Source organism: Bradyrhizobium sp. USDA3010 (genome assembly GCF_056429065.1).
Map to the genome: position 1 here is coordinate 1 of NZ_JBWJZD010000045.1, position 22,500 is coordinate 22,500.

The 22,500-nt window shown below is 64.6% G+C and carries 15 protein-coding genes; 1 reads left to right on the plus strand and 14 read right to left on the minus strand.

Annotated elements, in window-relative coordinates; translation table 11 throughout:
- Positions 1 to 133: 133 nt before the first annotated feature.
- The 9 genes from AC066Y_RS37860 to AC066Y_RS37900 all read right to left on the minus strand — a co-directional run bounded on the left by AC066Y_RS37860 (position 134) and on the right by AC066Y_RS37900 (position 10,691).
- Positions 134 to 1,126 (minus strand): ABC transporter ATP-binding protein, encoded by a 993-nt coding sequence (locus tag AC066Y_RS37860; protein WP_478278303.1) that lies wholly within the window; start codon positions 1,124 to 1,126, stop codon positions 134 to 136.
- Positions 1,123 to 2,136, minus strand: a complete 1,014-nt coding sequence (locus AC066Y_RS37865; protein WP_478278304.1) for an ABC transporter ATP-binding protein — start codon at positions 2,134 to 2,136, stop codon at positions 1,123 to 1,125. The genes AC066Y_RS37860 and AC066Y_RS37865 overlap by 4 nt, the downstream gene beginning before the upstream one ends.
- On the minus strand, positions 2,136 to 3,029 hold the full coding sequence (locus tag AC066Y_RS37870) for an ABC transporter permease (RefSeq protein ID WP_478278305.1): 894 nt from the start codon (positions 3,027 to 3,029) through the stop codon (positions 2,136 to 2,138). Before AC066Y_RS37870 ends, AC066Y_RS37865 begins: the two co-directional genes overlap by 1 nt.
- 4 nt (positions 3,030 to 3,033) lie before the next feature.
- Positions 3,034 to 3,981, minus strand: a complete 948-nt coding sequence (locus AC066Y_RS37875; RefSeq protein WP_478278306.1) for an ABC transporter permease — start codon at positions 3,979 to 3,981, stop codon at positions 3,034 to 3,036.
- Between the two features lie 84 nt (positions 3,982 to 4,065).
- Complete coding sequence (locus AC066Y_RS37880) at positions 4,066 to 5,661, minus strand: ABC transporter substrate-binding protein (protein WP_478278307.1); 1,596 nt, start codon at positions 5,659 to 5,661, stop codon at positions 4,066 to 4,068.
- A 446-nt stretch (positions 5,662 to 6,107) separates the two neighbouring features.
- The gene (locus AC066Y_RS37885; protein ID WP_478278308.1) at positions 6,108 to 6,995 is read right to left on the minus strand and encodes a TauD/TfdA dioxygenase family protein; all 888 of its coding nucleotides are present in this window, start codon (positions 6,993 to 6,995) and stop codon (positions 6,108 to 6,110) included.
- A gap of 79 nt (positions 6,996 to 7,074) precedes the next feature.
- Complete coding sequence (locus AC066Y_RS37890; protein ID WP_478278309.1) at positions 7,075 to 7,773, minus strand: DUF2270 domain-containing protein; 699 nt, start codon at positions 7,771 to 7,773, stop codon at positions 7,075 to 7,077.
- Between the two features lie 122 nt (positions 7,774 to 7,895).
- Positions 7,896 to 9,446, minus strand: a complete 1,551-nt coding sequence (locus tag AC066Y_RS37895) for an AMP-binding protein (RefSeq protein WP_478278310.1) — start codon at positions 9,444 to 9,446, stop codon at positions 7,896 to 7,898.
- A gap of 90 nt (positions 9,447 to 9,536) precedes the next feature.
- Entirely contained in the window at positions 9,537 to 10,691 is a 1,155-nt protein-coding gene (locus tag AC066Y_RS37900; RefSeq protein WP_478278311.1) for an iron-containing alcohol dehydrogenase, read from the minus strand.
- 582 nt (positions 10,692 to 11,273) lie between these two features.
- On the opposite strand from AC066Y_RS37900, the gene AC066Y_RS37905 reads away from it, so the two are divergent.
- The gene (locus AC066Y_RS37905) at positions 11,274 to 11,576 is read left to right on the plus strand and encodes a DUF6916 family protein (protein ID WP_478278312.1); all 303 of its coding nucleotides are present in this window, start codon (positions 11,274 to 11,276) and stop codon (positions 11,574 to 11,576) included.
- Here AC066Y_RS37905 and AC066Y_RS37910 read toward each other — a convergent pair.
- From AC066Y_RS37910 to AC066Y_RS37930, 5 genes are all read right to left on the minus strand, one after another.
- The gene (locus AC066Y_RS37910) at positions 11,558 to 12,118 is read right to left on the minus strand and encodes an N-acetyltransferase family protein (RefSeq protein ID WP_478278313.1); all 561 of its coding nucleotides are present in this window, start codon (positions 12,116 to 12,118) and stop codon (positions 11,558 to 11,560) included. The genes AC066Y_RS37905 and AC066Y_RS37910 overlap by 19 nt on opposite strands.
- A gap of 109 nt (positions 12,119 to 12,227) precedes the next feature.
- Entirely contained in the window at positions 12,228 to 12,755 is a 528-nt protein-coding gene (locus AC066Y_RS37915; protein ID WP_478278314.1) for a phage tail protein, read from the minus strand.
- Positions 12,756 to 12,764: 9 nt separating this feature from the next.
- The gene (locus AC066Y_RS37920) at positions 12,765 to 13,268 is read right to left on the minus strand and encodes a phage tail protein (protein ID WP_478278315.1); all 504 of its coding nucleotides are present in this window, start codon (positions 13,266 to 13,268) and stop codon (positions 12,765 to 12,767) included.
- Between the two features lie 12 nt (positions 13,269 to 13,280).
- On the minus strand, positions 13,281 to 13,778 hold the full coding sequence (locus AC066Y_RS37925) for a phage tail protein (protein ID WP_478278316.1): 498 nt from the start codon (positions 13,776 to 13,778) through the stop codon (positions 13,281 to 13,283).
- A gap of 273 nt (positions 13,779 to 14,051) precedes the next feature.
- The gene (locus tag AC066Y_RS37930; RefSeq protein ID WP_478278317.1) at positions 14,052 to 22,124 is read right to left on the minus strand and encodes a cadherin domain-containing protein; all 8,073 of its coding nucleotides are present in this window, start codon (positions 22,122 to 22,124) and stop codon (positions 14,052 to 14,054) included.
- Between the last annotated feature and the right edge of the window lie 376 nt (positions 22,125 to 22,500).

The following is a 22,500-nucleotide window of genomic DNA, read 5'->3' on the forward strand; positions in this document are numbered from 1 at the left end:
CCCAGCGATCAACACGATCGCATCAAACAGGCCGGACATATGGATGACAGCGATCCGACCAAGCCCAGAACGCTCTTGTGCCACGGGGGCCGTCCACATATGGGTCCCTGCTTTCGCAGGGACGACACCAGAGCTATTCAGTTCGCCCCGTCCCGTCATTCAGCCAGCAGGCGACCTGGTGCCCCGTGCCGGCCGCCTGCAGCGTGGGTCGTTCGGTCTTGCAGCGATCGATCGCGTAGCGGCAACGGGTGTGGAAGGCGCAGCCAGGCGGCGGGTTGATCGGGCTCGGCACGTCGCCGTCGATCATCGGCGTCAGCCGCCTCGCCTTGGGGTCGGCGATCGGCACCGAGGCGAGCAGCGCCTGGGTGTAGGGATGCCGCGGATTGGCGAACAGCTCGTGCTTGTCGGCGATCTCGACAATGCGGCCGAGATACATCACGGCCACGCGGTGGCTGATATGGGCGACGACCGCGAGATCGTGCGCGATGAACAGGTAGGAGAAGTTCTGCTTGCGCTGCAGGTCGATCAACAAATTGATCACCTGCGCCTGGATCGAGACGTCCAGCGCGGAGACCGGCTCGTCGCAGACGATCAGCCGCGGGCCGAGCGACAGCGCACGGGCGATGCAGATGCGCTGACGCTGCCCGCCGGAGAATTGATGCGGAAAGTTCTTCATCTGGTCGGGCCGGAGGCCGACCTGCTGGAACAGCTCCGCGACGCGCTCCTGCTTCTTCGCGCCGGTCGCGAGCCCATGCACGATCAGGGGCTCACCGACGATGTCGCCGGCCGTCATGCGTGGATTGAGCGAGGCGAACGGGTCCTGGAACACGATCTGCATCGAGCGGCGGTACGGCCGCAGCGCACTCTTGCTGAGCGGTGCGATGTCCTCGCCGTCCAGCCTGATTGCGCCGCTGGTCGGCTCGACCAGCCGCAGCACGGTGCGCGCCACCGTCGACTTGCCGCAGCCGGATTCCCCGACCAGCCCGAGCGTCTCGCCGGCGCCGAGCGAAAAGCTGACGCCGTCGACTGCGTGAACGGTGCCGACCTGACGGCGCAGCACGCCGCCGCGCACCGCGTAGTGCTTGACGAGATCGATCACCTCGAGGAGCGGGCGTTGCTCGGTCATGGCGCCTCCACCATCTCGCCGGCGCGCCAGCATGCCGCCCAGTGCTTGCTCTTGACCTCGTCGAGCGGCGGATACTCCTTGAGGCAGCGGTCGATCGCGAGTTTGCAGCGCGGCGCGAAGGCACAGCCGGGCGGCAGATTGGTCAGCGACGGCACCATGCCGGGAATTTCGGTCAGTCGCGCATCGGTCTTCGCCCCGAGCGCGATCACCGCCGGCATCGAGGCCATCAGTCCGCGCGTATAGGGATGCAGCGGCGTCTCGAACAAGGACTCGACGGTCGCCTCCTCGACCTTCTTGCCGGCATACATCACGATCACGCGCTGCGCGGTCTGCGCGACGACGCCGAGGTCATGGGTGATCAGGATCAGCCCGGTGCCGAGCCGCTGCTGCAAATCGACGATCAGCGCGAGGATCTGCGCCTGGATGGTGACGTCGAGCGCGGTGGTCGGCTCGTCCGCGATCAGGAGCGCCGGGCGGCAGGCCAGTGCCATCGCGATCATGGCGCGCTGGCGCATGCCGCCGGAGAGCTGATGCGGGTATTCCTGCGCACGACGCTCCGGCTCCGGAATCCGCACCAGTCGCAGCATGTCGACCGCCTGCGCCCACGCCTCCTTGCTGCTCATCTTCCGATGCAGGCGCACCGCCTCGGTGATCTGGTCGCCGATCCGCATCACCGGGTTGAGCGAGGTCATCGGCTCCTGGAAGATCATGGAGATGCGGTTGCCCCGGATGGCGCGCATCGCGGCATCGTCGAGCTTCAGCAGATCGGTGCCCTCGAGCGTCACCGAGCCGCCAATGATGCGACCGGGCGGATCGGGCACCAGGCGCATGATCGAGAGCGCGCTGACGCTCTTGCCGCAGCCGGATTCTCCGACGATCGCCAGGGTCTCGCCGCGGCGGACCGAGAACGAGACGTCGTCGACCGCGCGGAACAGGCCCGAATTGGTGAAGAACACCGTCTGCAGGTTCTTCACGTCGAGAACCGTCTCTGCCGAAATAGTCTCGCTCATCAGCCGCGCTGCCTCGGATCGAGGATGTCACGCAGCGCGTCGCCGAACAGATTGGTACCGAACACCGCGAGACTGATCGCGATACCAGGAAAGATCACGAGCCACGGCGCCGTGCGGACATATTCAGCGGCGGATTCCGACAGCATACGGCCCCAGGACGGATACGGCTCGGGGATTCCGAGGCCGAGGAACGACAGCGACGCCTCGGTGAGGATGGTCGAGCCGAGCTGCGCGGTGGCCAGCACGATTAGCGGGGCGATGGTGTTCGGCAGCACATGGCGCAGCGCGATCCGCGTCTCGCTCATGCTGATCGATTTGGCGGCCTCCACGAACGGCTGCTCGCGCAGCGCCAGCGTGTTGGCGCGGATCACGCGGGCAACCGTCGGGATCAGGGGAATGGCGATGGCAAGGATCACGTTCGGCAGCGACGGGCCGAGCGCCGCGGTCATCACCAGCGCGAGCACCAGGAGCGGCAGCGATTGCAGGATGTCGGTCACGCGCTGGAACACAAGGTCGACCCAGCCGGAGAGATAGCCGGAGGTGAGACCCACAATGACGCCGAGCGTGGCGCCGAGCGTCGTGGAGCCGATGCCGACCGCAAGCGAGATCCGCGCGCCATGGACGATGCGGCTCCAGACGTCGCGGCCGAAGGAATCGGTGCCGAACCAGTGCAGCGTGGAGGGTGCGGCGAGCCGGTGGGCGGAATCGACGGTAAGTGGATCGTAGCGGCTGATCACGTTGGCGAAGATCGCGGTCAGCACGAACGACAGCATGATGATCAGGCCGATGGTGCCGAGCACGTGGCGCTGCGCGAGGAATGCAAGCCGCCCCCAGCCGCCGGTGGCGTTGGCTCCGGCGCGTCGCAGTTCGCTGTCGAAATTGATCGTCGCCATCGGGCTAGTCTCCAAACCGGATGCGCGGATCGATCGCCGCATAGAGCATATCGACGATGAAATTCACGACCACGACGACGACCGCGATGAACATCACGAGATTCTGCACGATCGGGTAATCACGCCAGCGCAGCGCCTCGACCAGGAAGCGGGCGATGCCGGGGATGTTGAACACGGTCTCGGTGACGATAAGGCCGCCGATCAGGAATGCGGCCTCGATGCCGATCACGGTGATGACCGGCAGCACGGCATTCTTCAGCGCGTGGTGGTAGTTCACGGAGGCCTCGGAGGCGCCCTTGGCGCGCGCGGTGCGGATGTAGTCCTGGCGCAGGATCTCCAGCATCGAGGAGCGGGTGATGCGCATGGTCAGCGCCGCGCTGCGAAAGCCGACCGCCATCGCCGGCACCGCATAGATGGTCAGCGCCTCGAGCCAGGTCTTCGGGTTCGGATTGAAGATCGGCATGGTGCCGAACAGCGAGACCGAGGCCATCAGGATCAAGAGGCCGAGCCAGAATGACGGCAGCGACAGGCCGCTGAGGCTGACGACGCGCAGCGCATAATCCAGCTTCGAGCCCTGGTGCACGGCGCTGATGACGCCGAGCGGAATGCCGATCGAGGCGGAGAACAATAGCGCCAGTCCAGCAAGCCGCGCGGTGATCGGAATCCGCGGCAGGATCTCCTCCAGCGCCGGCTTCTCCGAGACATAGGAATAGCCGAGGTCGCCGCGCAGCAGGCCGTCGATCCAGTGCAGATACTGGATCACGATCGGCTGGCTCAGGCCGAGCTCGCGCTCGAGATTGGCCTTGTCGGCGGGATCGACGAACCCTGCAGCGTCGAACAGGATATCGACGATGTTGCCCGGAACGACGCGCAGCAGCACGAATATGATGACCGAGATCCCGAACAGGGTCACGAGCATCAGGAACAGCCGCCGCACGATATAGGCAAACACCCTGGCTCTCTCCCTGATCCCGAATCTTCTCTTGACGCGTTTTCCTGACGCGCGCCGGCGTCCACTTCGCTCGAAAACGCTTCGCTACTTGTCCAGCCAGACGTCTTCGTAGCGATAGCCGTTATAGGAGCTGTTGGACATGATCGTGACATTCTTCACGTAAGGCTTCCAGCAAGTGCCGGTGCGGGCATGGAAGATGATCGGACGCGCGACGTCTTCCTGCAGCTTCTTGTCGATCTCCCAGACCAGCTTCTTGCGCTTGTCGAGGTTGGTCTCCTCGGACTGCTGGTCGAACAGCTTCTCGATGTCCTTGTTGCAATAATTGGTGTAGTTCCGCTCCGAGCCGCAGGCATAGTTCTCGTAGAAGGACTGGTCGGGCTCGTCGACGGCATTGCCGGTCAGGTTGAGGCCGAGCGAATAGTCCTTGCGCGCGATCTTCGGGAACCACTGCGCGGTGTCGACGACGTCGAGCTCGGCGTCGATGTAGATGCTCTTGATTTGGTCGATCAGGATGATCGCGGGATCGCGGTAGACCGCGATGTTGCGGGTCGACACCTTGATCTGCAGGTGCTTGTCCGGGCCATAGCCCGCCTTCTGCATCAGCTTGCGGGCTTCCTCGCGGTTCTTCTCGATGTCGGGACCGTAGCCGGGGATCTGCTCCAGCATCTCTTTCGGCATCGCCCACAAGCCGTCGGGTGCCGGCTCCATGGTGCCGCCGATGTCGCCCTGGCCCTCGAACATGATCTGGATGAACGCCTTGCGATCGAGCGCCAGCGCCAGCGCGCGGCGGATGTCGAGATTGTCGAACGGCGGTCCGCTCGAATTGATGATGATGTTGGTGGAGACATTGTTCGGTTCCACCACACAGACCGCCTTCGGGTCCTGCGACTTGACGTCCTTCAGCAGCGGAATCGAGACCTCGGTCGGGAACGTCATGTCGAACTTGCCCGACACGAAGCCGAGGATCGCCGTCGAGCGGTTGGTGATAATGGTGAACTCGATGCCGTCGAGATAGGGCAGGCCCTTCTTGAAGTAATCGGGGTTCTTGGTGAGCTTGATCGATTCGTTGGCCCTGAACTCGACGAACTTGAACGGGCCGGTGCCAACAGGCTTGGTGCGCATCTCCGCCGGCGACACATGGCAGGGATAGACCGGCGAATAGCCTGAGGCGAGCAGCGACAAGAGCGCGGGCTGCGGCCGCTTCAGCTTGAACGACGCCTCATAGTCGCCGTTGGTGGTGACCTCGTCGACCTGGTCGTACCAGGACTTGCGCGGGTTTTGCCGGAACTTCTGCTGCGACTTGCCCATCAGCATGTCGAAGGTGCATTTGACGTCGGCCGCGGTGAACGGCTTGCCGTCGTGCCACTTCACGTCCTGGCGCAGCTTGAAGGTCAGCGTCTTGTTGTCGCCGCTCCAGGCCCAGCTCTCCGCAAGCTCAGGCCGGATCGTGCTGGCGCTGTTTTGCGCGATGTGCTGATCGAAGACGACGAGGTTGTTGAAGATCGGCATGAACGGAATGTTCACCGAATAGGTCGCGCCCTCATGGATCGAGGCGCTGCCGGGGCTGTCGCGGTGATAGATCCTGAAGATGCCGCCGGATTTCGGCTCGGCTGCGCGTGAAACGTCGCTGATGGTCAGCACAGACAACACCGCGACGGCCAGCGCTTGCACGCTCCGCATGGTCCCCTCCACGAATTTCGGTCTCAATGGCCGATTGGCATCGACGATACCACGGTGAGGCTGTCGGGCAACCAGCGAGGGCCGTGTGGGGATTGGCAATTCGGATGACGTGGCAGCATTAAAATTTCCACGAACGGGGGATAATGGCTGTGATTGCGGGGAACTCAGTCTGTTTCGCTATGCAATTCCGATCGCTAACGCCGATACGTGTGACGTGAAGCAGTCCGCAATCAGCGACAGTTTGTCGCCAATATGATCTGCGGATCCCAAACTTTCCCCGCCATCCCCGCGCAAAGGCTTCGCCTTTGTCGCTGGAGGTGCGAGCCTTGCGGCGCAATTGCGCCACTGGGCGAGCCTCGAAGGATGCACGGCCACCAGCCGGGCCGTCGATCCTTCGAGACGCGCCTCGCGCTCCTCAGGATGACGGTACGATAAGAACATCGCGGTCACTCCGCCGCCTGCGTTGAGGGCGGCTGCATGTTCGCGACACCGTCGGCCTCGGTCGCCGAGATCGTGGTGCGGATCATCAGGCGGCCCTCATGCGCCGGCCAGGGGCGGCCGCGATGCATGGTGGCGCGGTTGTCCCACATCACGACGTCGCCCTGCTTCCACTGGTGCAGATAGCTGACGCCGGGCGCGGTGGCGGCTTCGGTCAGCTGCTCGATCAGCGCCTTGCCGGCATCGGCATCCATGCCCTCGACGCAATAGGCGTGGGAGGCGAGATACAGCGCGCCGCGGCCGTTGACGGGATTGCGCCAGACCATGCGCCAGCACACCGGCGGCAGCGCGTCGACTTCCTCCGACGTCGCGAGCCCGGTGGCCACCTTGCTGCGCGAATGCGCGTAGGAGTGCCAGGCGAAGGAGTTCTCCAGCCGCTTGGCCACATCCTTGTCGAGCCGCTCGAAGGCCAGCCGCATCGAGACGAACTCGGTCTCGCCGCCATGTTCGGGGATGATGCGCGCGGACAGGATCGAGGTCAGCGCCGGCACGCGCTTGAAGGAGGAGTCGGTGTGCCAGAGCTGGTTGGCCCTGGCGCGCAGTTGCTGCCGATGGTCGGAGGGAACCACCTTGCCGTCAGGTCCGAAGGTCGAGAGGATCACGAAATGCGAGCCGGTGCCCATCGAACCGACCTTGGTCGTCTCAGGCGGACCGAAGCGGCGCGAGAAGGCGAGCTGGATGTCGTCGCTGACCTCCTGGCCGCGGAACACCAGCACCGAGTGTTCCTCGAACGCCGCGCGCACCGCGGCATAGGCGGCATCGCTGGCGGTAACATCCGAAAGCGTGACGCCGCGCAGTTCGGCTCCGAATCCCTCGCGCAGTGGGATCACTTCCATCGGCAAATCCTCTCTGACGTTTCTTGTTGAGGCGAGGTTAGGGGAAAAGCCTGCCAGCGGCAACGCGGCTCGCGCCGCCTCAGCCCATCGCGATCAGTTTGTGCCGCGTCCGCCGGTCGGCGACCTCCATGCGATGCGTGACGAAGGCGAACAGCGCCCAGCTGGAATGGAAGGCGACGCCGGCCAGAACCACGATGGCTCCGGGAATTGGGCCGATCGCGGCGCGGTCCCAGATCTCGCTGATCGTGGTCAGCGGCAGCGGGTGGATCGCCAGCTTGCCGTAATAGGCGATGGCCTGGATCGCGAAGATCCAGCCATAGGTCCGGCGCAGCCGTCGGCCGATCGCCCGGGCAAGGCTGATGTGATAGCTCGGGTGGCGGTAGTCGTTGGCTAGCAGCTCGGTCCAGGCCGAGCCCGGCGAGGGACCCTCGCCGCGGATCATCGGCGCGTAGAAATCGGTTTCGAGCAACCGCGCGCGGGCGCGCCAGACGTTGAAGTAGCGATAACGCCGCGCCTCGAACAACAGAAACACCGTGACCAGCAGCCCGACCAGCACCATCGGCAAGGGCGAAGCTTCCGCGCTGCTGTAGGTCGCCGACAGCGCGATGCCGGTCGTGACCACCGCCCAGTTGGTCGAGCTGTCGAGGCGGGTGCGCCAGACCGTACTGCGGTAGACCTCGCCACGATAGAGATGGGCGAGCGCACCGATCTCGGCGGCGGTGAATTCGAGCCTTCCGGCCTGTACCGGCTCGGGCTCGCGCGGTTGGGGCGACGGCATGGCGGCCTCCGGCGAAGCTGGCTTGCGATCCCGGAGCATAGCGCGAAATCCGCGCGAGGCGCGAGTCCGTTACGCCGCCCGGCGTCCATGGCTGCGACGGTCCGGCTCGCCGCATCACGTGTTCACACGATCCGCGAGGTCTTGTTGCCCCAATAGCGATCGCGCAGGAGTCGCTTGTAGAGTTTTCCGGTTGGCAGCCGCGGCAGCTCGGTTTCGAAATCGACCGAGCGCGGCACCTTCTGGCGCGACAGCGCGCTTGCACAGAACGCGATCAGCTCCTCGGCGAGTTCCGGCCCCGGCGCGACGCCGTCGACCGGCTGCACCACCGCTTTCACCTCCTCGCCGAGATCGATATTGGGCACGCCGAACACCGCGGCGTCGGCGACCTTGGGATGGGTGATCAGGAGATTTTCGCATTCCTGCGGGTAGATGTTCACGCCGCCGGAGATGATCATGAAGGTGGCGCGGTCGGTCAGATAGAGGAAGTTGTCGTCGTCGACATAGCCGACGTCGCCGACCGTGCTCATGCTGCCGTCCGCCGAGCGTGCTTCGCTGGTCTTGGCCGGATCGTTGAAATATTCGAACGGCGTCGCGGTCTTGAACCACACCGTGCCCGGCGTGCCCTTCGGGCAGGGCTGCATGTTCTCGTCGAGGATATGCAGGTCGCCGAGCAGCACCTTGCCGACGGTGCCGCGATGCGCGAGCCATTCCTCGCTGTTGCAGGCGGTGAAGCCGAGGCCCTCGGTCGCGCCGTAATATTCGTGGATGATCGGGCCCCACCATTTGATCATGTCGTCCTTGACCAGCGCCGGGCAGGGCGCCGCGGCATGGATCGCGATCTCGAGCGTCGACAGATCGTAGCGGGTGCGAACCTCCTCGGGCAGCTTCAGCAGGCGCGAGAACATCGTCGGCACCAGCTGGCTGTGGGTGATGCCCCATTTTTCGACCAGCTGGAGATAGCGCTCGGGATCGAAGCTCTCCATGATGACGACGGTGCCGCCCATCCGGATAGTGAGATTGACCGCGGCCTGCGGCGCCGAGTGATAGAGCGGCGCCGGCGACAGATAGACCATGCCCGCGCGGTAGTGCCAGAGCTTGGTTAGGAAATCGAACAGCGGAAGGTTTTGCGACGGCGGCTGCTCGGGTAGCGGCCGCACGATGCCCTTCGGCCGGCCGGTCGTGCCGGACGAATAGAGCATCGCGGTGCCCGCATATTCGTCGGCGATCGGCGTCGCCGGCAGGCCGGCGGTCGCCTGTTGCAGTCCGACGATGCGATCGCTCTCACCGTCGCCGTCGACCACGATGCAGAGCTCGACCTGCGGGCACTCCTTCAGAGCCTCGCGCGCGATGTCGAGTTTCAGCTTCGAGGTGATCAGGATCCGCGACTGGCTGTTGGTCAGGATGTAGGCGAGCTCGCCGGCGGTGAGGTAGGAATTGACGCAGGTGAAGTAGAGGCCGGAACGTTCCCCGGCGCCGCAGGCCTCGAGGTAGCGGTTGTTGTTTTCCATGAAGATCGAATAGTGGTCGAGCCGCTTCATGCCGCGGTTGCGGAACAGATGCGCGAGGCGGTTGCTGCGTGCCTCGAGCTCGCGATAGGTGACGATCTCGCCGGTCCCGGCCATGATGAAGGCCGGTTGCAGCGGGCGCAGGTAAGCATGCTTGCCGGTGTACATCGAAGCTCAGATCTCCCCTCAGTGTTACTTTGCTTCCTGTTTGAGCATGATCTTGTCGGAGAACCGCTTCGCACTTTTCCGGATCATCCCTTAAGCGGCCATCATCAGAATCTCGCGGACCTGGGATGGACCGTCGATCTTGCGCGGATTGCGCGGCACCCAGGGCGTGCGCATCGCACCCGCCGCGATGCGGTCGAAATGCTCAGGGCCGACATTGACCTCCCTCAGGCTGCGCGGCATGCCGAGGTCGCGGATGAAACGGTCGAGCACGTCGCCGGCGTCCGCACCCGGATGCCCCATCGCGGCCACGACCAGCGCCTGCCGGTCGGCATTGTCGCGCTTGTTCCAGCGCATCACCGCCGGCAGCATCACGCAGGACGTGTAGCCGTGCGGCACGTCGAACTCGGCGCCGAGCACGTAGCCGATGCCGTGGCTCGCGCCCATCGGCACGCCGGAGGCGAGCGGACCGGTCGAGAGCCAGGTGCCGATCTGGCAATCCATCCGCGCCGGGATGTCCTTCGGATCGGCCTTCACCCGCGGCAGGCCCTGCGCCAGCATCTCCAGCCCCTTCAGCGCCTGCGCATCGCCGTAAGGATGCGCCTCGCGCGAGCAGATGCCTTCGACGCAATGATCGACCGCGCGGATGCCGGTCGAGAGGAACAGCCAGTCCGGCGTGTGCACCGAGAGTTCCGGATCGAGGATGGTGGCGCGCGGCATCACCAGGGGATGGCGCAGCATCTCCTTCTGCCGCTTGGCCTCGTTGGTGACGCCGGCGATCGACGAGAACTCGCCGCCGGCGATCGTGGTCGGCACGCTGATCTGGCGCACGGTCGGAGGATTCATCTCGGGCGAGACGCCGCCACGGGTGCGGATCGTGTCGATGCCGTCGGATGTCGTGACATTGTTGGCGAGACAAAGCTGCACCGCCTTGGCGCCGTCGGTGATCGAACCGCCGCCGATGGTGACGATCAGATCGGCCTTCGCATCGCGCGCCTGTTCCGCCGCCGCGATCACCGCGGCGCGCGGCGTGTGCGCCGGCATCTGGTCGAACGTGCCGGCACAGCGGGCGCCGAGCGCCTGACGGACCTTTTCGATCTCGTCGGTTTCGCGGTTCAGCGTACCTGACACCATCAGGAAGGCGCGCTGGGCGCCCAGCCGGTCCAGTTGCTCGACGATGGCCTCACGGGCGGGCCGCCCGAACACGACCTCGTCCATGGCGCCGAATACGACACGGCCTCGATGCACGCGGCTCTCCTCCCTCAAGATGGCCCGCCTTGCCGGCGGCCCTTTGCCGGGAGGTTAGCGGAGGAAATCGGGGCCGTCATCAGGGCTTGCACGGTCGGAGGCTCCGCGTTCACCGCAGTCGTCCCGGCGAAGGCCGGAACCCACAACCACCGCATTTGGTGATGAAAGGGACCGCGGGCCCAGCGTCGCGCAGCAATTGAGGTTTGGGGTAATGGGTCCTGGCCTTCGCCAGGACGACGCCGAGTGTGTTGCGCATTCTGTGAGTCATGCTTCCGCATCCTCGCGGCGCGATGCGCACGAGTCTTGCGTTTACTTGCCCTCCTCCTGAGCAGAGGGCGCAGGGAAAGCCGGGTGCCGATCGCACCCATGGGCCCTGTGCAACAGAAAGCACAGGCCTAGGACCACAGGTGTAACGCCGTCGGGCAAATCAGTGGCAGGGGCAACGCTTCCATCCACTCGTCATTCCCCGGTGCGCAATTGCGCACCGGGGAATGACGGGTTCAGAGAGCGGGTGACGGCAGAAATCTTGACGGCGGAGCCGCGGGGTATGTTACAGCTGCGAAAAGCAACCGGGACGTGCGCATGTCATCCACCGTCGATCTGGCCAACCTGCATATTGACGACTTCATGCCGCATCGGGACGCCGAGTTCGAGATGCAGACGGCGGAAGGCGTCGTGGCGCTGAAGCTCGCCAAGGTCGAGGCTGCGGGCAACAGCGGCCGGCCCGGCGGTGCGTTCTCGCTGCTGTTCACGACGCCGAAGGGTGCCTGGTTGCCGCAGGCGATCTATCCGGTGCGGCATCCGGCGCTCGGCGTGATCGAGATCTTCCTGGTGCCGATCGGCCCGCTCGGAGACGGCAACGGCTATCAGGCGGTCTTCACCTGATGGCCGGAAGCTGCGGTCCCGCGCCAGCGCATCAGGTCGTAGACGCCCTTGTCTTCCTCGGTGACGAAACCGAGCCGGCGGTAGAGCCGCATCGCCGGATTGAACTTCTCGACATGGATTGACATCGCCTTGCCTGCGCCGGCGGCCTCGTCGAGCAGGTCGCGCATCAGCGCGCCGCCGAGACCCGATCCGCGATGCTCGGGCAGGAGCGCGATATCGATGACGCAATGCTCGCTCGGCCAGCGGTCGACATAGAGGCGGCCGATATCCTCTCCATCGCGCATCGTCACCAGCCGGTCGGCCGTCGGATAGTGCTGCTGGTAATGCGCATGCTGCGCCTGGAACTGCATCGCCAGGAAGGCGGCCTTCTGCTCCGCGCTCCACGGTGTCACCGCCAGTTCATCGGTGCGCGTCGAAGCATAGAGCCGCGACAGGAAGGGCAAATCGGCATCAGCGATACGACGGAAGCTCAGGCCGGCATCCGCGGCGCGCGTCCATCCGAACGCCGCCGCAGCCGCATCGGTGCTCAAACCATCCGTCATGGCCGGTCTAGAGCCTTTTCCGTTCCGATTGAATCGGAACGGAGCTCTAGATTCTCGTTTTGACGCGTTTTCTTCACGCGAACCGGTGTCCACTTCGCTCGAAAACGCTCTAGCTGCGCGGCGGGAAAATGCCCTGCAACGCGATGCAGAAATTCAAGGTGAGATAGGGCATCAGGTTATTGTGGGGTTGGCTGCCGCCGATCGGCAGGATCGAACTGGTTGCCGAGAACGGCGAAACGTTGGTCAGCGTCGCCGTGTAGGCTTGCCCCGGGTTTGCGCGTGCAAGGGATCGTGTCGGACTGGGCGTGGCAAGCTGTGACTGATTGATGTTGCCCAGAACCTCGTGGTTGTGCATGGGCATTTCGCTTTGCAGCAGGGTCACGGTCGTCGTACCAGCGGACTGTCCGATGTCGTAGAAAGTGCCGGTGGAGCTCTGCCCCTGCTGCATCGGCGCGCTGCCTTGCAGGTTGGGCAACGCAAAGTTGCTCTTGCCGTCGCCGCCATAAAAGGTGCCGAGCAGGGAGAAAAGTGCGGTGTTCTGCGAGATCGGTATGAGTTGCCCGTTGCAGACGGCCCACCCCAACGGCGCGAAGTCGAACGGGAAAATGCGGATCTCGGCCAGGAATTGATCAGACATGGTCCCGTCCTAGTTTTGGCTCGGGTAAACGCCGAACAGTGAAATGATGAAGTTGTAGCAGAGGTAGGGTTGCATGTTGTCGTGCGGCTGGCTGCCGCCGACCAACGAGCACGCTTGGCTCGCCATCGGCGAGGCGGCCGCGACCTCGCGGTAGATCTGGGTCGCTCCCACCGCGCCCACGACATTGCCGGTCACCGTGTTGCCGGTCGCATTGTTCAGGGACGCCGCCATCGGGTGGTTGTGAACGGGGAGTTGCTGCGTAGTTAGCGTCACCTGCTCGGAGCCGCCGGTCTGTCCGATGACGAAGCCGCTGGCCTGGTGCAGCGGCAGCCGTCCTTGCAGGTTCGGCAGCGCGAATGTCTGCTGGCCGTCACCGCCATAGGTGGTTCCGATCAGATTGAATAACGTGTCGTATTCGGAGATCGGCAGGATCTGTCCCTGGCAGAGCATCCAGCCAACCGGCGCAAAATTGCCTGCGAACATGCGAATCTCGCCGACGTAAGGCTGGCCCATGGCGCGCGTCCTTCAGGTCCGGGAGGGGAAGATGCCCTGCAACGCGATGCAGAAGCTGAGCGTGAGATAGGGCTGCATGTTCTCGTGCGGCTGTGAGCCGCCGGCATCGCCGATGGTGCTCGGAGCCAGCGTCGTCAAATTGCTGGCAGCGGTATAGAGATTGGCCGACGTCGCCATCAGATTGTTGGTGACCGCGGCATTGTCGGCATCGTTGGTCGTGCCCTGAAAAATATGCGGATGCTGGGGCATCTCGGGGATCGACAGCGTGTGAGACGTTTCACCGCCGGTTTGCCCGAGCGTGAAGCCGGAGCCCGCATGCAGCGGCACTTTTCCCTGCAGGTTGGGCAGCGCGAAGGTCGTCTGGCCATTGCCGCCATAGATCGTGCCGAGCAACGAGAACAGCGCCTGGTTCTGATTGATCGGCAGCAGCTGCCCGTTGCAGAACGCCCAGCCCTTCGGCGGAAAGTTGAACGACATCATCCTGATTTCAGAGAGAAACGGTAGGGACATCGATCCTCCGTCAGACGATCCGTCTCGTCAGTGACTCAATTAATGAAAATGCAAGGCAAATGCGGTCGCGCGATTACGAACGCACGATAGCGTGTTCTACGCGAAGCGCAACCTAAACGATTGTCCGAGTTTTGTGATTCTTTGTCTGGCTGCGTGACGCGCAGATGTCGTTGCAATGACGTTCGCTTCGCCACAACGACCGATGCGAATGCGGCGCGACCGAATCGCAACGCCTGCCGGATCGATCCGGCAAGCGTTGCTCGCGCCGTTCGATCAAACCACCAGATCGTGATGGGTCTGGAGATGATCGGTCGGGTTGCCGCCCATGGCGGCGTAGGTCATCTCGTGGCCGACCCACCATGGCGTCGCGGCACTGGACTGTCCGCTGAACAGATCGGACAAGGTCTGGGTGTTCGTGGCCACATCCACGTGGTTTGTGTTGGTCTGCGACTGCGTCTGGATCAATGACGAGAAGTCGAAGCTGTCGCCGCTGGTCACCTTGAGCGTACCGGTGGTCTGCAAAGTGGCGGTTTGCTGGTTCGAGGTTGAGGTGCCTTGCGTCGGCATCGCCTTTTGCAGGGCCGCGTTGGATTGGGCGACGTCCGCGGCAGTGGGAAGCCGGCGCTCGCCGTCGGCGAGGCCGATATACATCAGGCTGTTGGCGTCCGACGGCGAAATCGAGTCGGGAAGGCCGAGCACGTGGCCCAGTTCGTGGACCACGGTGGTCAGCAGATCGAGATGACCCGCAGCCGCCGTCGACGGATCGGTCAGGAGATCGGTGCCGGCGGCGTTGACGGCGTGGGCGAACTCGAAATTGTCCGCCGGGCTCGGGTCGATGAACCAGCCGCGGCCGGCGGCATCGGTATCGATCGTGATATGCAAGGCGCCTTCCTGACCGACAATCTGGCCGGCGAGGTCGGCGATGCTGAAGGTCGCGGCATGCAGGAGGGCGAGCTGCGTCGCGTTGGCGCCCGCACTCGCCCATTCGGTGATCGCCGCCGACACCACGGAACTGAGCTCGGCCTGCGTCAGGTACATCTCGCCCGTATTCGGGGTCGACGCCTGAACGCCGCCCGCTTCGGCAAGCAGCGGCGCGACCACTGCGGGCAGCGTCGGCAGCGTGCTGACCAGCGTCGTCGTGCCGTTGCCGCCCGTGGTGTCGACGGTGATGCCACCCGTGGTGCTGGTGTTGTCGTCGGTGATCACGCCTGCGGCGGTCCCCGATGTTGAACCGTTCTTCGAGAGGTTCAGATGGGTACTGGCGTTGAAATTGCTCAACTCGACGTCGGTGGCGTAGAGCGTGCTATGGTTCAGTGTGTTCTTGCTGCCGGTGCCGCCGGCACCCATGCCGATGACGACATTCGTCGTGCTGGTATCGGTCGCGGTCGCGCCGTTCTCGACATCGAGCGCCGCGAACGGACTGGCGGAGGTCGGAGACGACACCGAGTTGCCGTAGAGCGTGGCGTTGAGGGTCGAGCTGCCGTCGTTATTCTGCAGCGCGATGCCGGCGTCGCCGACGCCGGTGATCGTGTTGTTCTGGATCAGCGTCGTCAGGCTGCCGGCGCCGGCGTCGCGGACGAAGATGCCGTCGGAGTTGGATCCCACCTTCGCCGGGCCGACATCGTTGCTGGCGATGGTGCCGGACATCGTGCCGTTGTCCTGGCCTTTCGAGACGAAGATGCCAACGGTGTCGAAGGCGTTGGTGCCGCCGTCGGTCAGGATGTTGTGCGAGATGTCGAACGTGGTGGCCGCGGCGGAGACGAGGCCACCGGATCCGCTGGCGATATGGACGGCCGTGCCGCCGCCGGGAACGATCGCTTGGCCGTTGTGGAAGGTATTGCTCCGCACCACGGCGTCCATCGACGAATTGTTGTTGGCGGCGAACGCGATGAAGTCGGACCGCGTGCCGGCAAACGTGCTGTTGGTCACCGTGTAGTTGGCGGTCGCGGAGTTGTAGACTTGGCCGAGGACGTTGTCGTTGCCGCTCGAGCCGATCAGGCCGAACGTGTCGCTGTCCATGGTCAGGCGGTTCAGCGTGCCGCTGGTGTTGTAGAGATCGACATTCTGGGTGAAGCCGCCCGAAATGCTCGATCCCGTGATCGACGCGGTGCCGAGCAGATTGTCGAACCGGATGCTGCTTTCCTCGCGGTCGCCGGCATTGGTGGTGCCGTTGGTGCCGCTGATCGCGCTGTTGGCGAGCGTGAAATTGGTGACGCCATTGCCGTAGATCGCGAAGTTGCTGAAGTCGTGCAGCGTGATGTCAGTCAGCGACACGTTGGCGGTGTTGTGCAGGAAAATGCCGGTACCGCCGTCGCCGGATGTGGTTTGCCCGCCGGCGTCGGTGCCGCTCAGGATATCGCCGCCGGTCTTGTTGTTGATCGTGCCACCGGATCCCGCGGAGCCGGTCCCGGTGACCGTGAGCCCGCCGGCCGTTCCCGTCGTGTCGAGGATGATGCCGGCATTGCCCGACGAGCCTGTCGCCGAAATGCTCTTGAAGGTGAGATTGCCGGCGCCGATGTTGGTGTGCTCGACATCGAGGGCGGTGCCGGTCGTCGACGTGATGGTGTTGTTGCTGCCTGTGACGGTGATGGTGCCGCCATGGGTGAAGCTCAAGCCGGCACCGCTGGCCGTCTTGACCGTGATGTCGGACATCGTGACGGTGCCGACATTGTTGCCGTCGTCGCTGATGCCGATGCCGGTCGAGGCCGAGGTGTCGATGCTGACGCCGGTGATGGTGTGGCCCGACGTGCCGAGCAGGTCGATGCCGTTGTCGGCACCGGTGACATGGATGACCGGATCGGTGCCGGAGCCGACATTCGCGGTCACCGTGGCGTTGGTCACCGGATTGGTGAACGTCAGGGTATGGCTGCCGCCGATCAGGTTGACGCCGCTGGCGAGGTTGATGCCGTTGGCTTCGCTGTAGGTGCCGGTGCCGTGCTCGAGCACGACATAGTCGCCGGAGCCTGCCGGATTCGCCGCGTTGAAGGCGGCGATCGAGGTGTACGGATCGGCCTGGGTGCCGAGGTTGTGGCTCGTGGTGGCCGAGTTGTCGATGTAGAACACCTGCGGCACGACGCCGACATGGAAGGTCTGCGGGCCGGAGGTTTGCGCGCCGGGTGTGCCGGTGTTACCGTTATCGTTGACGTTGAGCGTGACGATATCCGAGCCGGTGAAGCCGTCGTCGCTGTTGTAGGTCAGCGTCGCCAGCGCGGTATTGACCTGCGCGATAGTGCCGGTGAGCGTGACGATGTGGCTGGCGTTGTTGGTGAAGCTAGCGAGCCCCGTGGTGTCGAAGCTCAGGGCCGCGTGGTTTGAGGCGATCGTCGCCGTGACGTTCCCACTGCCGGCGTCAACGTCGGCGACCGACAGGCCGGAGATCGTGAGATTGGTGTGCGAGAAGGCGGTGCCGATCGAATTGTCCGCCGGCACCGTCGCGGTGGGCGCATCGTTGACGGCGGTCACGCTTCCCGTCGTCGATGCCGTCCCGGTGTTGTTGCCGCCGTTGGCGGTGCCGCCGTCATCGTGCACGGTCAGGGTATAGGAACGCGCGGTGGTATCGGGGTTTTCGCTGGTGTTGTTGAACTGGATCAGGTCGAGCGCCGCATTGTAGTGCGCCAGCGTGTCGGTGCCGGTGAAGCTGATCGTTTCCGTTCCGGCGGTGCTGCTGATGTCGAAGTGGATTCCGCCGATGTCGCCGCTGGTGCCGGCGTGCCCCGCGATTGAGAGCGCGTCCGACGGCTTCAGATCGTTCAGCACGAAGGTCGCATCGGTCAGGTTGTTGCCTTCGGCGTCGGATATCGTCAGGTTTGGCGTGATCGTCACCGGCGTCGAGTTCGCTGCCGGCGTGCCATTCGGCGGTTCGGTGAATCCGGCGATGGCGCCGAAGCTGATCACCGGCGCGTCGTTGACCGGTGTGACATGGATGGTCGAGGTCGAGGTGTTGCTGTCCAGCGAGCCGTCATTGACCGTAAATCTGACGGTACGATCCGCCCCGGACGGATTGTCGCTGGTGTTGAAATAGGTGATGGAGTCGAGCGCGGTCTTGTAGTTCGCGACGCTGGAGGAGCCGGTCAACGTCAAAACGCCGGTCGCGGCGTTGTACGATCCGATGATGCCGTTCTGGGGGTTGAAGCCGAGCACGTCCTGGCCCGCGGCGAAGCCGCCGGTAATAGCAACCGTGGCGCTGGCCATGTTGGCGCTGTCGACGTCGGACACGTTGACCGACGTGTCGATCGCGGTCGCGGCCTGGTTCTCGATGTAGTTCAGCGTGCCGCCGGCTGACGTGACCGGCGGATCGTTGACCGGCGTGACGTTGATGGTGTCGGTGACTGCCGTGGAATTCGCGGCGCCGTCATTGGCTGTTATCGTCACCGTGCGCGCCAGGCCCGACGGGTTGTCGCTGGCATTGAAATAGGTCACCGAGGCCAGCGCGGCCTGGTAGTTGGCGACCGTGTCGGTGCCGGTCAACGTCAGTTTGCCGGTCGCGGCATCGAACGTGCCGGTGATGTTGCCGATGGTGGTGAAGCCCAGGATATCCTGGCCGTTGGCGTAGTTGCCGGTGATCTGCACCGTCGCGCCGCCCAGCGTGGTGTTGTCGACGTCGGTTACCGTGATCGCCGGATCGAACGCCGTCGCGATCTGATTCTCGGTGTAGTTCAGCGTGTGGCCGGCGGTGACGACGGGCGGATCGTTGACCGGGGTGACGTTGATGGTGTCGGTGACCGGCGTGCTGTCGAGCGTGCCGTCATTGGCCGTTATCGTGACGGTGCGCGCCAGCCCGGACGGATTGTCGCTGGTGTTGAAATAGGTCACCGACGCGAGCGCGGCCTGATAGTTGGCGACGGAATCGGTACCGGTCAGCGTCAGCGTTCCGGTCGCGGCATCGAACGTGCCGGTGATCGTGGCGGTGTTGACGAAGCCGAGGACGTCCTCGCCGCTCACATAGTGGTCGGTGATCTGGATCGTCGCGTGGTCGAGCGTGGCGTTGTCGGAATCGGTGGCGGTGATCGCCGAATCGATCGCGGTCGCAACCTGGTTTTCCGTGTAGTTCAGGGTGTGGCCGGCGGTGACGACCGGGGCTGCGTCGATGACGACGGCGATGGTGAAGGTCTGCTGGCTGTGCAGCGTGCCGTCGGAGGAATCGATCGTGATGTCGTAGGATGGGCTGGCGGGGTTGAAGACAATCTTGGTGGGATCGGCGACCGTGACCTTGCCGGTGGCCGCATTGATGGTGAAGGCGCCGCCGGAGGTGTCGCCGACCAGCGAATAGGTCACTGCTGGGCCGTTGACGTCGGTCGAGGATGCCGTCACGCCGGTTCCCGAGCCGACCGGTGCGCCGACTGCGACGCGGTTGATGGCGCCGTCGCTGTCGACCGGGGTCGATGGCGCGACGTCGGTAACGGCGATGGTGAAGGTCTGCGAGCTCGCGAGCGTACCGTCGCTCGCCTGGGCGGTGACGGTATAGGCGTGCCCGGCCGCGCTTTCGTAGTCGATCTTGGTCGAGTCCGCGACGGTGATGACGCCCGTTGCCGCGTTGATAGTGAAGCCGCCGCCGGAGGTGTCGCCAATCAGCGAATAGATCACGGCCGGGCCGTTGACGTCGACTGACGATGCGGTGATGCCGACGGTCGAACCGTTGGCCGCGCCTTCGGCGATCGAATTGGGGATGGCGTCGGCATCGACCGGGGTCGACGGCGGGGCGTCGTTGACGGCGATGGCGAAGGTCTGCGAGCTCGTGAGCGTGCCGTCGCTGGCTTGCGCGGTCACCGCGTAGGAATGGGTTGGGCCGCTGCTCTCGTAGTCGATCTTGGTGGGGTCGGCGACGGTGATGACACCCGTTATCGCGTTGATGGTGAAGCCGCCGCCCGAGGTGTCGCCGACCAGCGAATAGGTGACGGCCGGGCCATTGACGTCGGTCGATGACGCGGTGACGCCGACCGTGCTGCCGGCGGCGGCGCCTTCGACGACACTGTTGGCGGCGACGTTGCTGTCGACCGGGGTCGACGGCGCAACGTCGGTAACGGCGATGGTGAAGGTCTGCGAACTCGCCAGCGTGCCGTCGCTCGCCTGTGCGGTAATGGTATAGCTGTGAGCCGCGCCGCTGGTTTCGTAATCGATCTTGGCGGGATCGGCGACGGTGACGACGCCGGTCGTCGCGTTGATGGTGAAGCCGCCACCCGAGGTGTCGCCGACCAGCGAATAGGTCACGGCCGGGCCGTTGACGTCGATCGCCGACGCGGTGATGCCGACCGTGCTGCCGGCGGCGGCGCCTTCGACGACCGTGTTGGCGCCGACGTCGCTATCGACCGGGGTCGATGGCGCAACGTCCGTGACAGCGATGGTGAAGCTCTGCGTGCTGGTGCCGCCCTGGCCGTCGCTGGCCTGCGCGGTGATGGTGTAGGCGTGGCCGGGCGCGCTTTCGTAATCGATCTTGGTGCCGTCGGCGACGGTGACGACACCCGTCGTCGCGTCGATGGTGAAGCCGCCGCCGGAGGTGTCGCCGACCAGCGAGTAAGTGACGGGCGGGCCGTTGACGTCGATCGTCGACGCGGTGACGCCGACCGTCGAGCCGTTGGCCGCGCCTTCGGCGATCGAATTGGGGTTGGCGTCGGCGTCGACCGGGGCCGACGGCGGCGCGTTGGTGACGCCGATGGTGAAGGTCTGCGAACTCGCGAGCGTGCCGTCGCTGGCGGTCGCCGTCACCGTGTAGGCGTGGCCGGGCGCGCTTTCATAGTTGATCTTGGTCGGGTCGGCGACGGTGATGATGCCGGTTGCCGCATCGATCGCGAAGCCGCCGCCGGAGGTATCGCCGGTCAGCGAATAGGTCACGGCCGGGCCGTTGATATCGACCGCATGCGCGGTGATGCCGACCGCGGTGCCGGCGGTTGCGCCTTCGACGACGGTGTTGGCAGCGGCGTTGCTGTCGACCGGGGTCGATGGCGCCACGTCGGTGACGTTGATGGTGAAATTCTGCGTGCTGGTCAGCGTGCCGTCACTGGCCTGCGCGGTGATGGTGTAGGCGTGGCCGGGGGCGGTTTCGAAATCGATCTTGGTGGGATCGGCGACAGTGACGATGCCGGTCGCAGCGTCGATGGTGAAGCCGTGCGCATCGCCGACCAGCGAATAGGTCACGGCGCCGCCATTGATGTCGGTGGCGTGGGCGGTGATCCCGACCGCGGTACCGATGGCCGCGCCTTCGACCACCGAATTGGCCGTGACGTCGGTATCGGTAGGCGCCGACGGCGGTGCGTCGGTGACGCCGATGGTGAAGGTCTGGGTCGACGAGGTCGCGCCGGCGGTCGCGTGCACGGTGATGGTGTAGGCGTGGCCGGGCGCGCTCTCATAGTCGAGCTTGGTCGGATCGGCGACCGTGACGACGCCGGTATTGGGATCGATCTTGAAGCCGCCGCCGGAGGTGTCGCCGGTCAGCGAGTAGGTGCTTGCTGGACCGTTCGGATCGACCGCGGACGCCGTGATGCCGACCAGCGTGTTGACGGCGGCGCCTTCGACGATGCTGTTGGCGGCGGGATTGGTGTCAACCGGCGTAGAGACCGGAACGTCGTTGACGTTGATCGTGAAGCTCTGCGAGCTAAAGCCGCCATGGCCGTCGCTGGCCTGCACGGTGATGGTGTAGGCGTGGCTCGGCGCGGTCTCGAAGTCGAGTTTGGTGGAATCGGCGACGGTGACGACGCCGGTGTTGGGATCGATCTTGAAGCCGCCGCCGGACGTATCGCCGGTCAGCGAATAGGTGACGCCGGGACCGTTGACATCGGCCGACGATGCGGTGATCCCGACCAGGGTATTGACGGCGGCGCCCTCGTTGACGGCGTTGGCGGCGGCGTTGCTGTCGACCGGTGTCGACGGCGGCGCGTTGCTTACCGCGATCGTGAAGCTCTGCGACGAAGCGAAGATGCCGTCGGTTGCCTGCACATTGACGATGTAGCTGCCGCCGGAGCTCTCGAAATCGACCTTGGTGGGATCGGCGACCGAGATCACGCCGGTGTTCGGATCGACCTTGAAGCCGCCATGGGAGGAATCGGATGTCAGCGAATAGGTGACCGGAAGGCCGATCAGGCTGCTCGACTGCGCGGTGATGCCGACCGAGGTGTTGGCTGCCGCGCCTTCAACGACCGTGTTGGTGCTGGAATTGGCATCGGTCGGCGGCGCCAGGAAGCCCTGGATCGGCGGCCAGAGCGTGCCGGGAGGGCAGCCGAGGTAGAGATATTGCAGACCATACGTGTCGGCGAACGCTTGGGCGGCCGCATTGAGGACGATATGACCGGTCGAATCGAGCTGAAGTTCGGGGCGCGTTAAACCACCGATTGTATAAGCGGGTATGGTCGACATGCGCACTCCTGCGACCGGCGTGGAAGCCGATCAATATTTACAATTGTTGGGGACGATGACGTGTGAAGCCGGTCACACGTTGAAGTTGATCGACCGCGACCGGCGATCGCGCCAAGCCGCCTGCAATTCGAGCAAGCCGCGATGTTCGCGGAGCCGTGGCATCAGCGAGCTCAAATGCCCGTGCCATTTTCGTAGTTGCTTTCACACACTCGCGCCGCGACAAAACACAATGAATGTTCGAGAAAAATGCGGCGGGCCAAGAATATTCATGCTTTGGCAACCATGACCGTATTGGCGATACTACCGGGTGTCAATGAGTGTCCGGATGACAACCGCGCCGCTAACTATGATTCCGCTCGTGCAGCGGGAGGTAGAG

Excerpts from the sequence above, each read along its gene's own strand:
- AC066Y_RS37885 (WP_478278308.1), bottom strand. The coding sequence starts at position 6,995 with ATGGAAGTGATCCCACTGCGCGAGGGATTCGGAGCCGAACTGCGCGGC.
- AC066Y_RS37895 (WP_478278310.1), bottom strand. The coding sequence starts at position 9,446 with ATGTACACCGGCAAGCATGCTTACCTGCGCCCGCTGCAACCGGCCTTC.
- AC066Y_RS37865 (WP_478278304.1), bottom strand. The coding sequence starts at position 2,136 with ATGAGCGAGACTATTTCGGCAGAGACGGTTCTCGACGTGAAGAACCTG.
- AC066Y_RS37890 (WP_478278309.1), bottom strand. The coding sequence starts at position 7,773 with ATGCCGTCGCCCCAACCGCGCGAGCCCGAGCCGGTACAGGCCGGAAGG.
- AC066Y_RS37910 (WP_478278313.1), bottom strand. The coding sequence starts at position 12,118 with ATGACGGATGGTTTGAGCACCGATGCGGCTGCGGCGGCGTTCGGATGG.
- AC066Y_RS37915 (WP_478278314.1), bottom strand. The coding sequence starts at position 12,755 with ATGTCTGATCAATTCCTGGCCGAGATCCGCATTTTCCCGTTCGACTTC.
- AC066Y_RS37925 (WP_478278316.1), bottom strand. The coding sequence starts at position 13,778 with ATGTCCCTACCGTTTCTCTCTGAAATCAGGATGATGTCGTTCAACTTT.
- AC066Y_RS37860 (WP_478278303.1), bottom strand. The coding sequence starts at position 1,126 with ATGACCGAGCAACGCCCGCTCCTCGAGGTGATCGATCTCGTCAAGCAC.
- AC066Y_RS37930 (WP_478278317.1), bottom strand. The coding sequence starts at position 22,124 with ATGTCGACCATACCCGCTTATACAATCGGTGGTTTAACGCGCCCCGAA.
- AC066Y_RS37905 (WP_478278312.1), top strand. The coding sequence starts at position 11,274 with ATGTCATCCACCGTCGATCTGGCCAACCTGCATATTGACGACTTCATG.
- AC066Y_RS37870 (WP_478278305.1), bottom strand. The coding sequence starts at position 3,029 with ATGGCGACGATCAATTTCGACAGCGAACTGCGACGCGCCGGAGCCAAC.
- AC066Y_RS37880 (WP_478278307.1), bottom strand. The coding sequence starts at position 5,661 with ATGCGGAGCGTGCAAGCGCTGGCCGTCGCGGTGTTGTCTGTGCTGACC.
- AC066Y_RS37920 (WP_478278315.1), bottom strand. The coding sequence starts at position 13,268 with ATGGGCCAGCCTTACGTCGGCGAGATTCGCATGTTCGCAGGCAATTTT.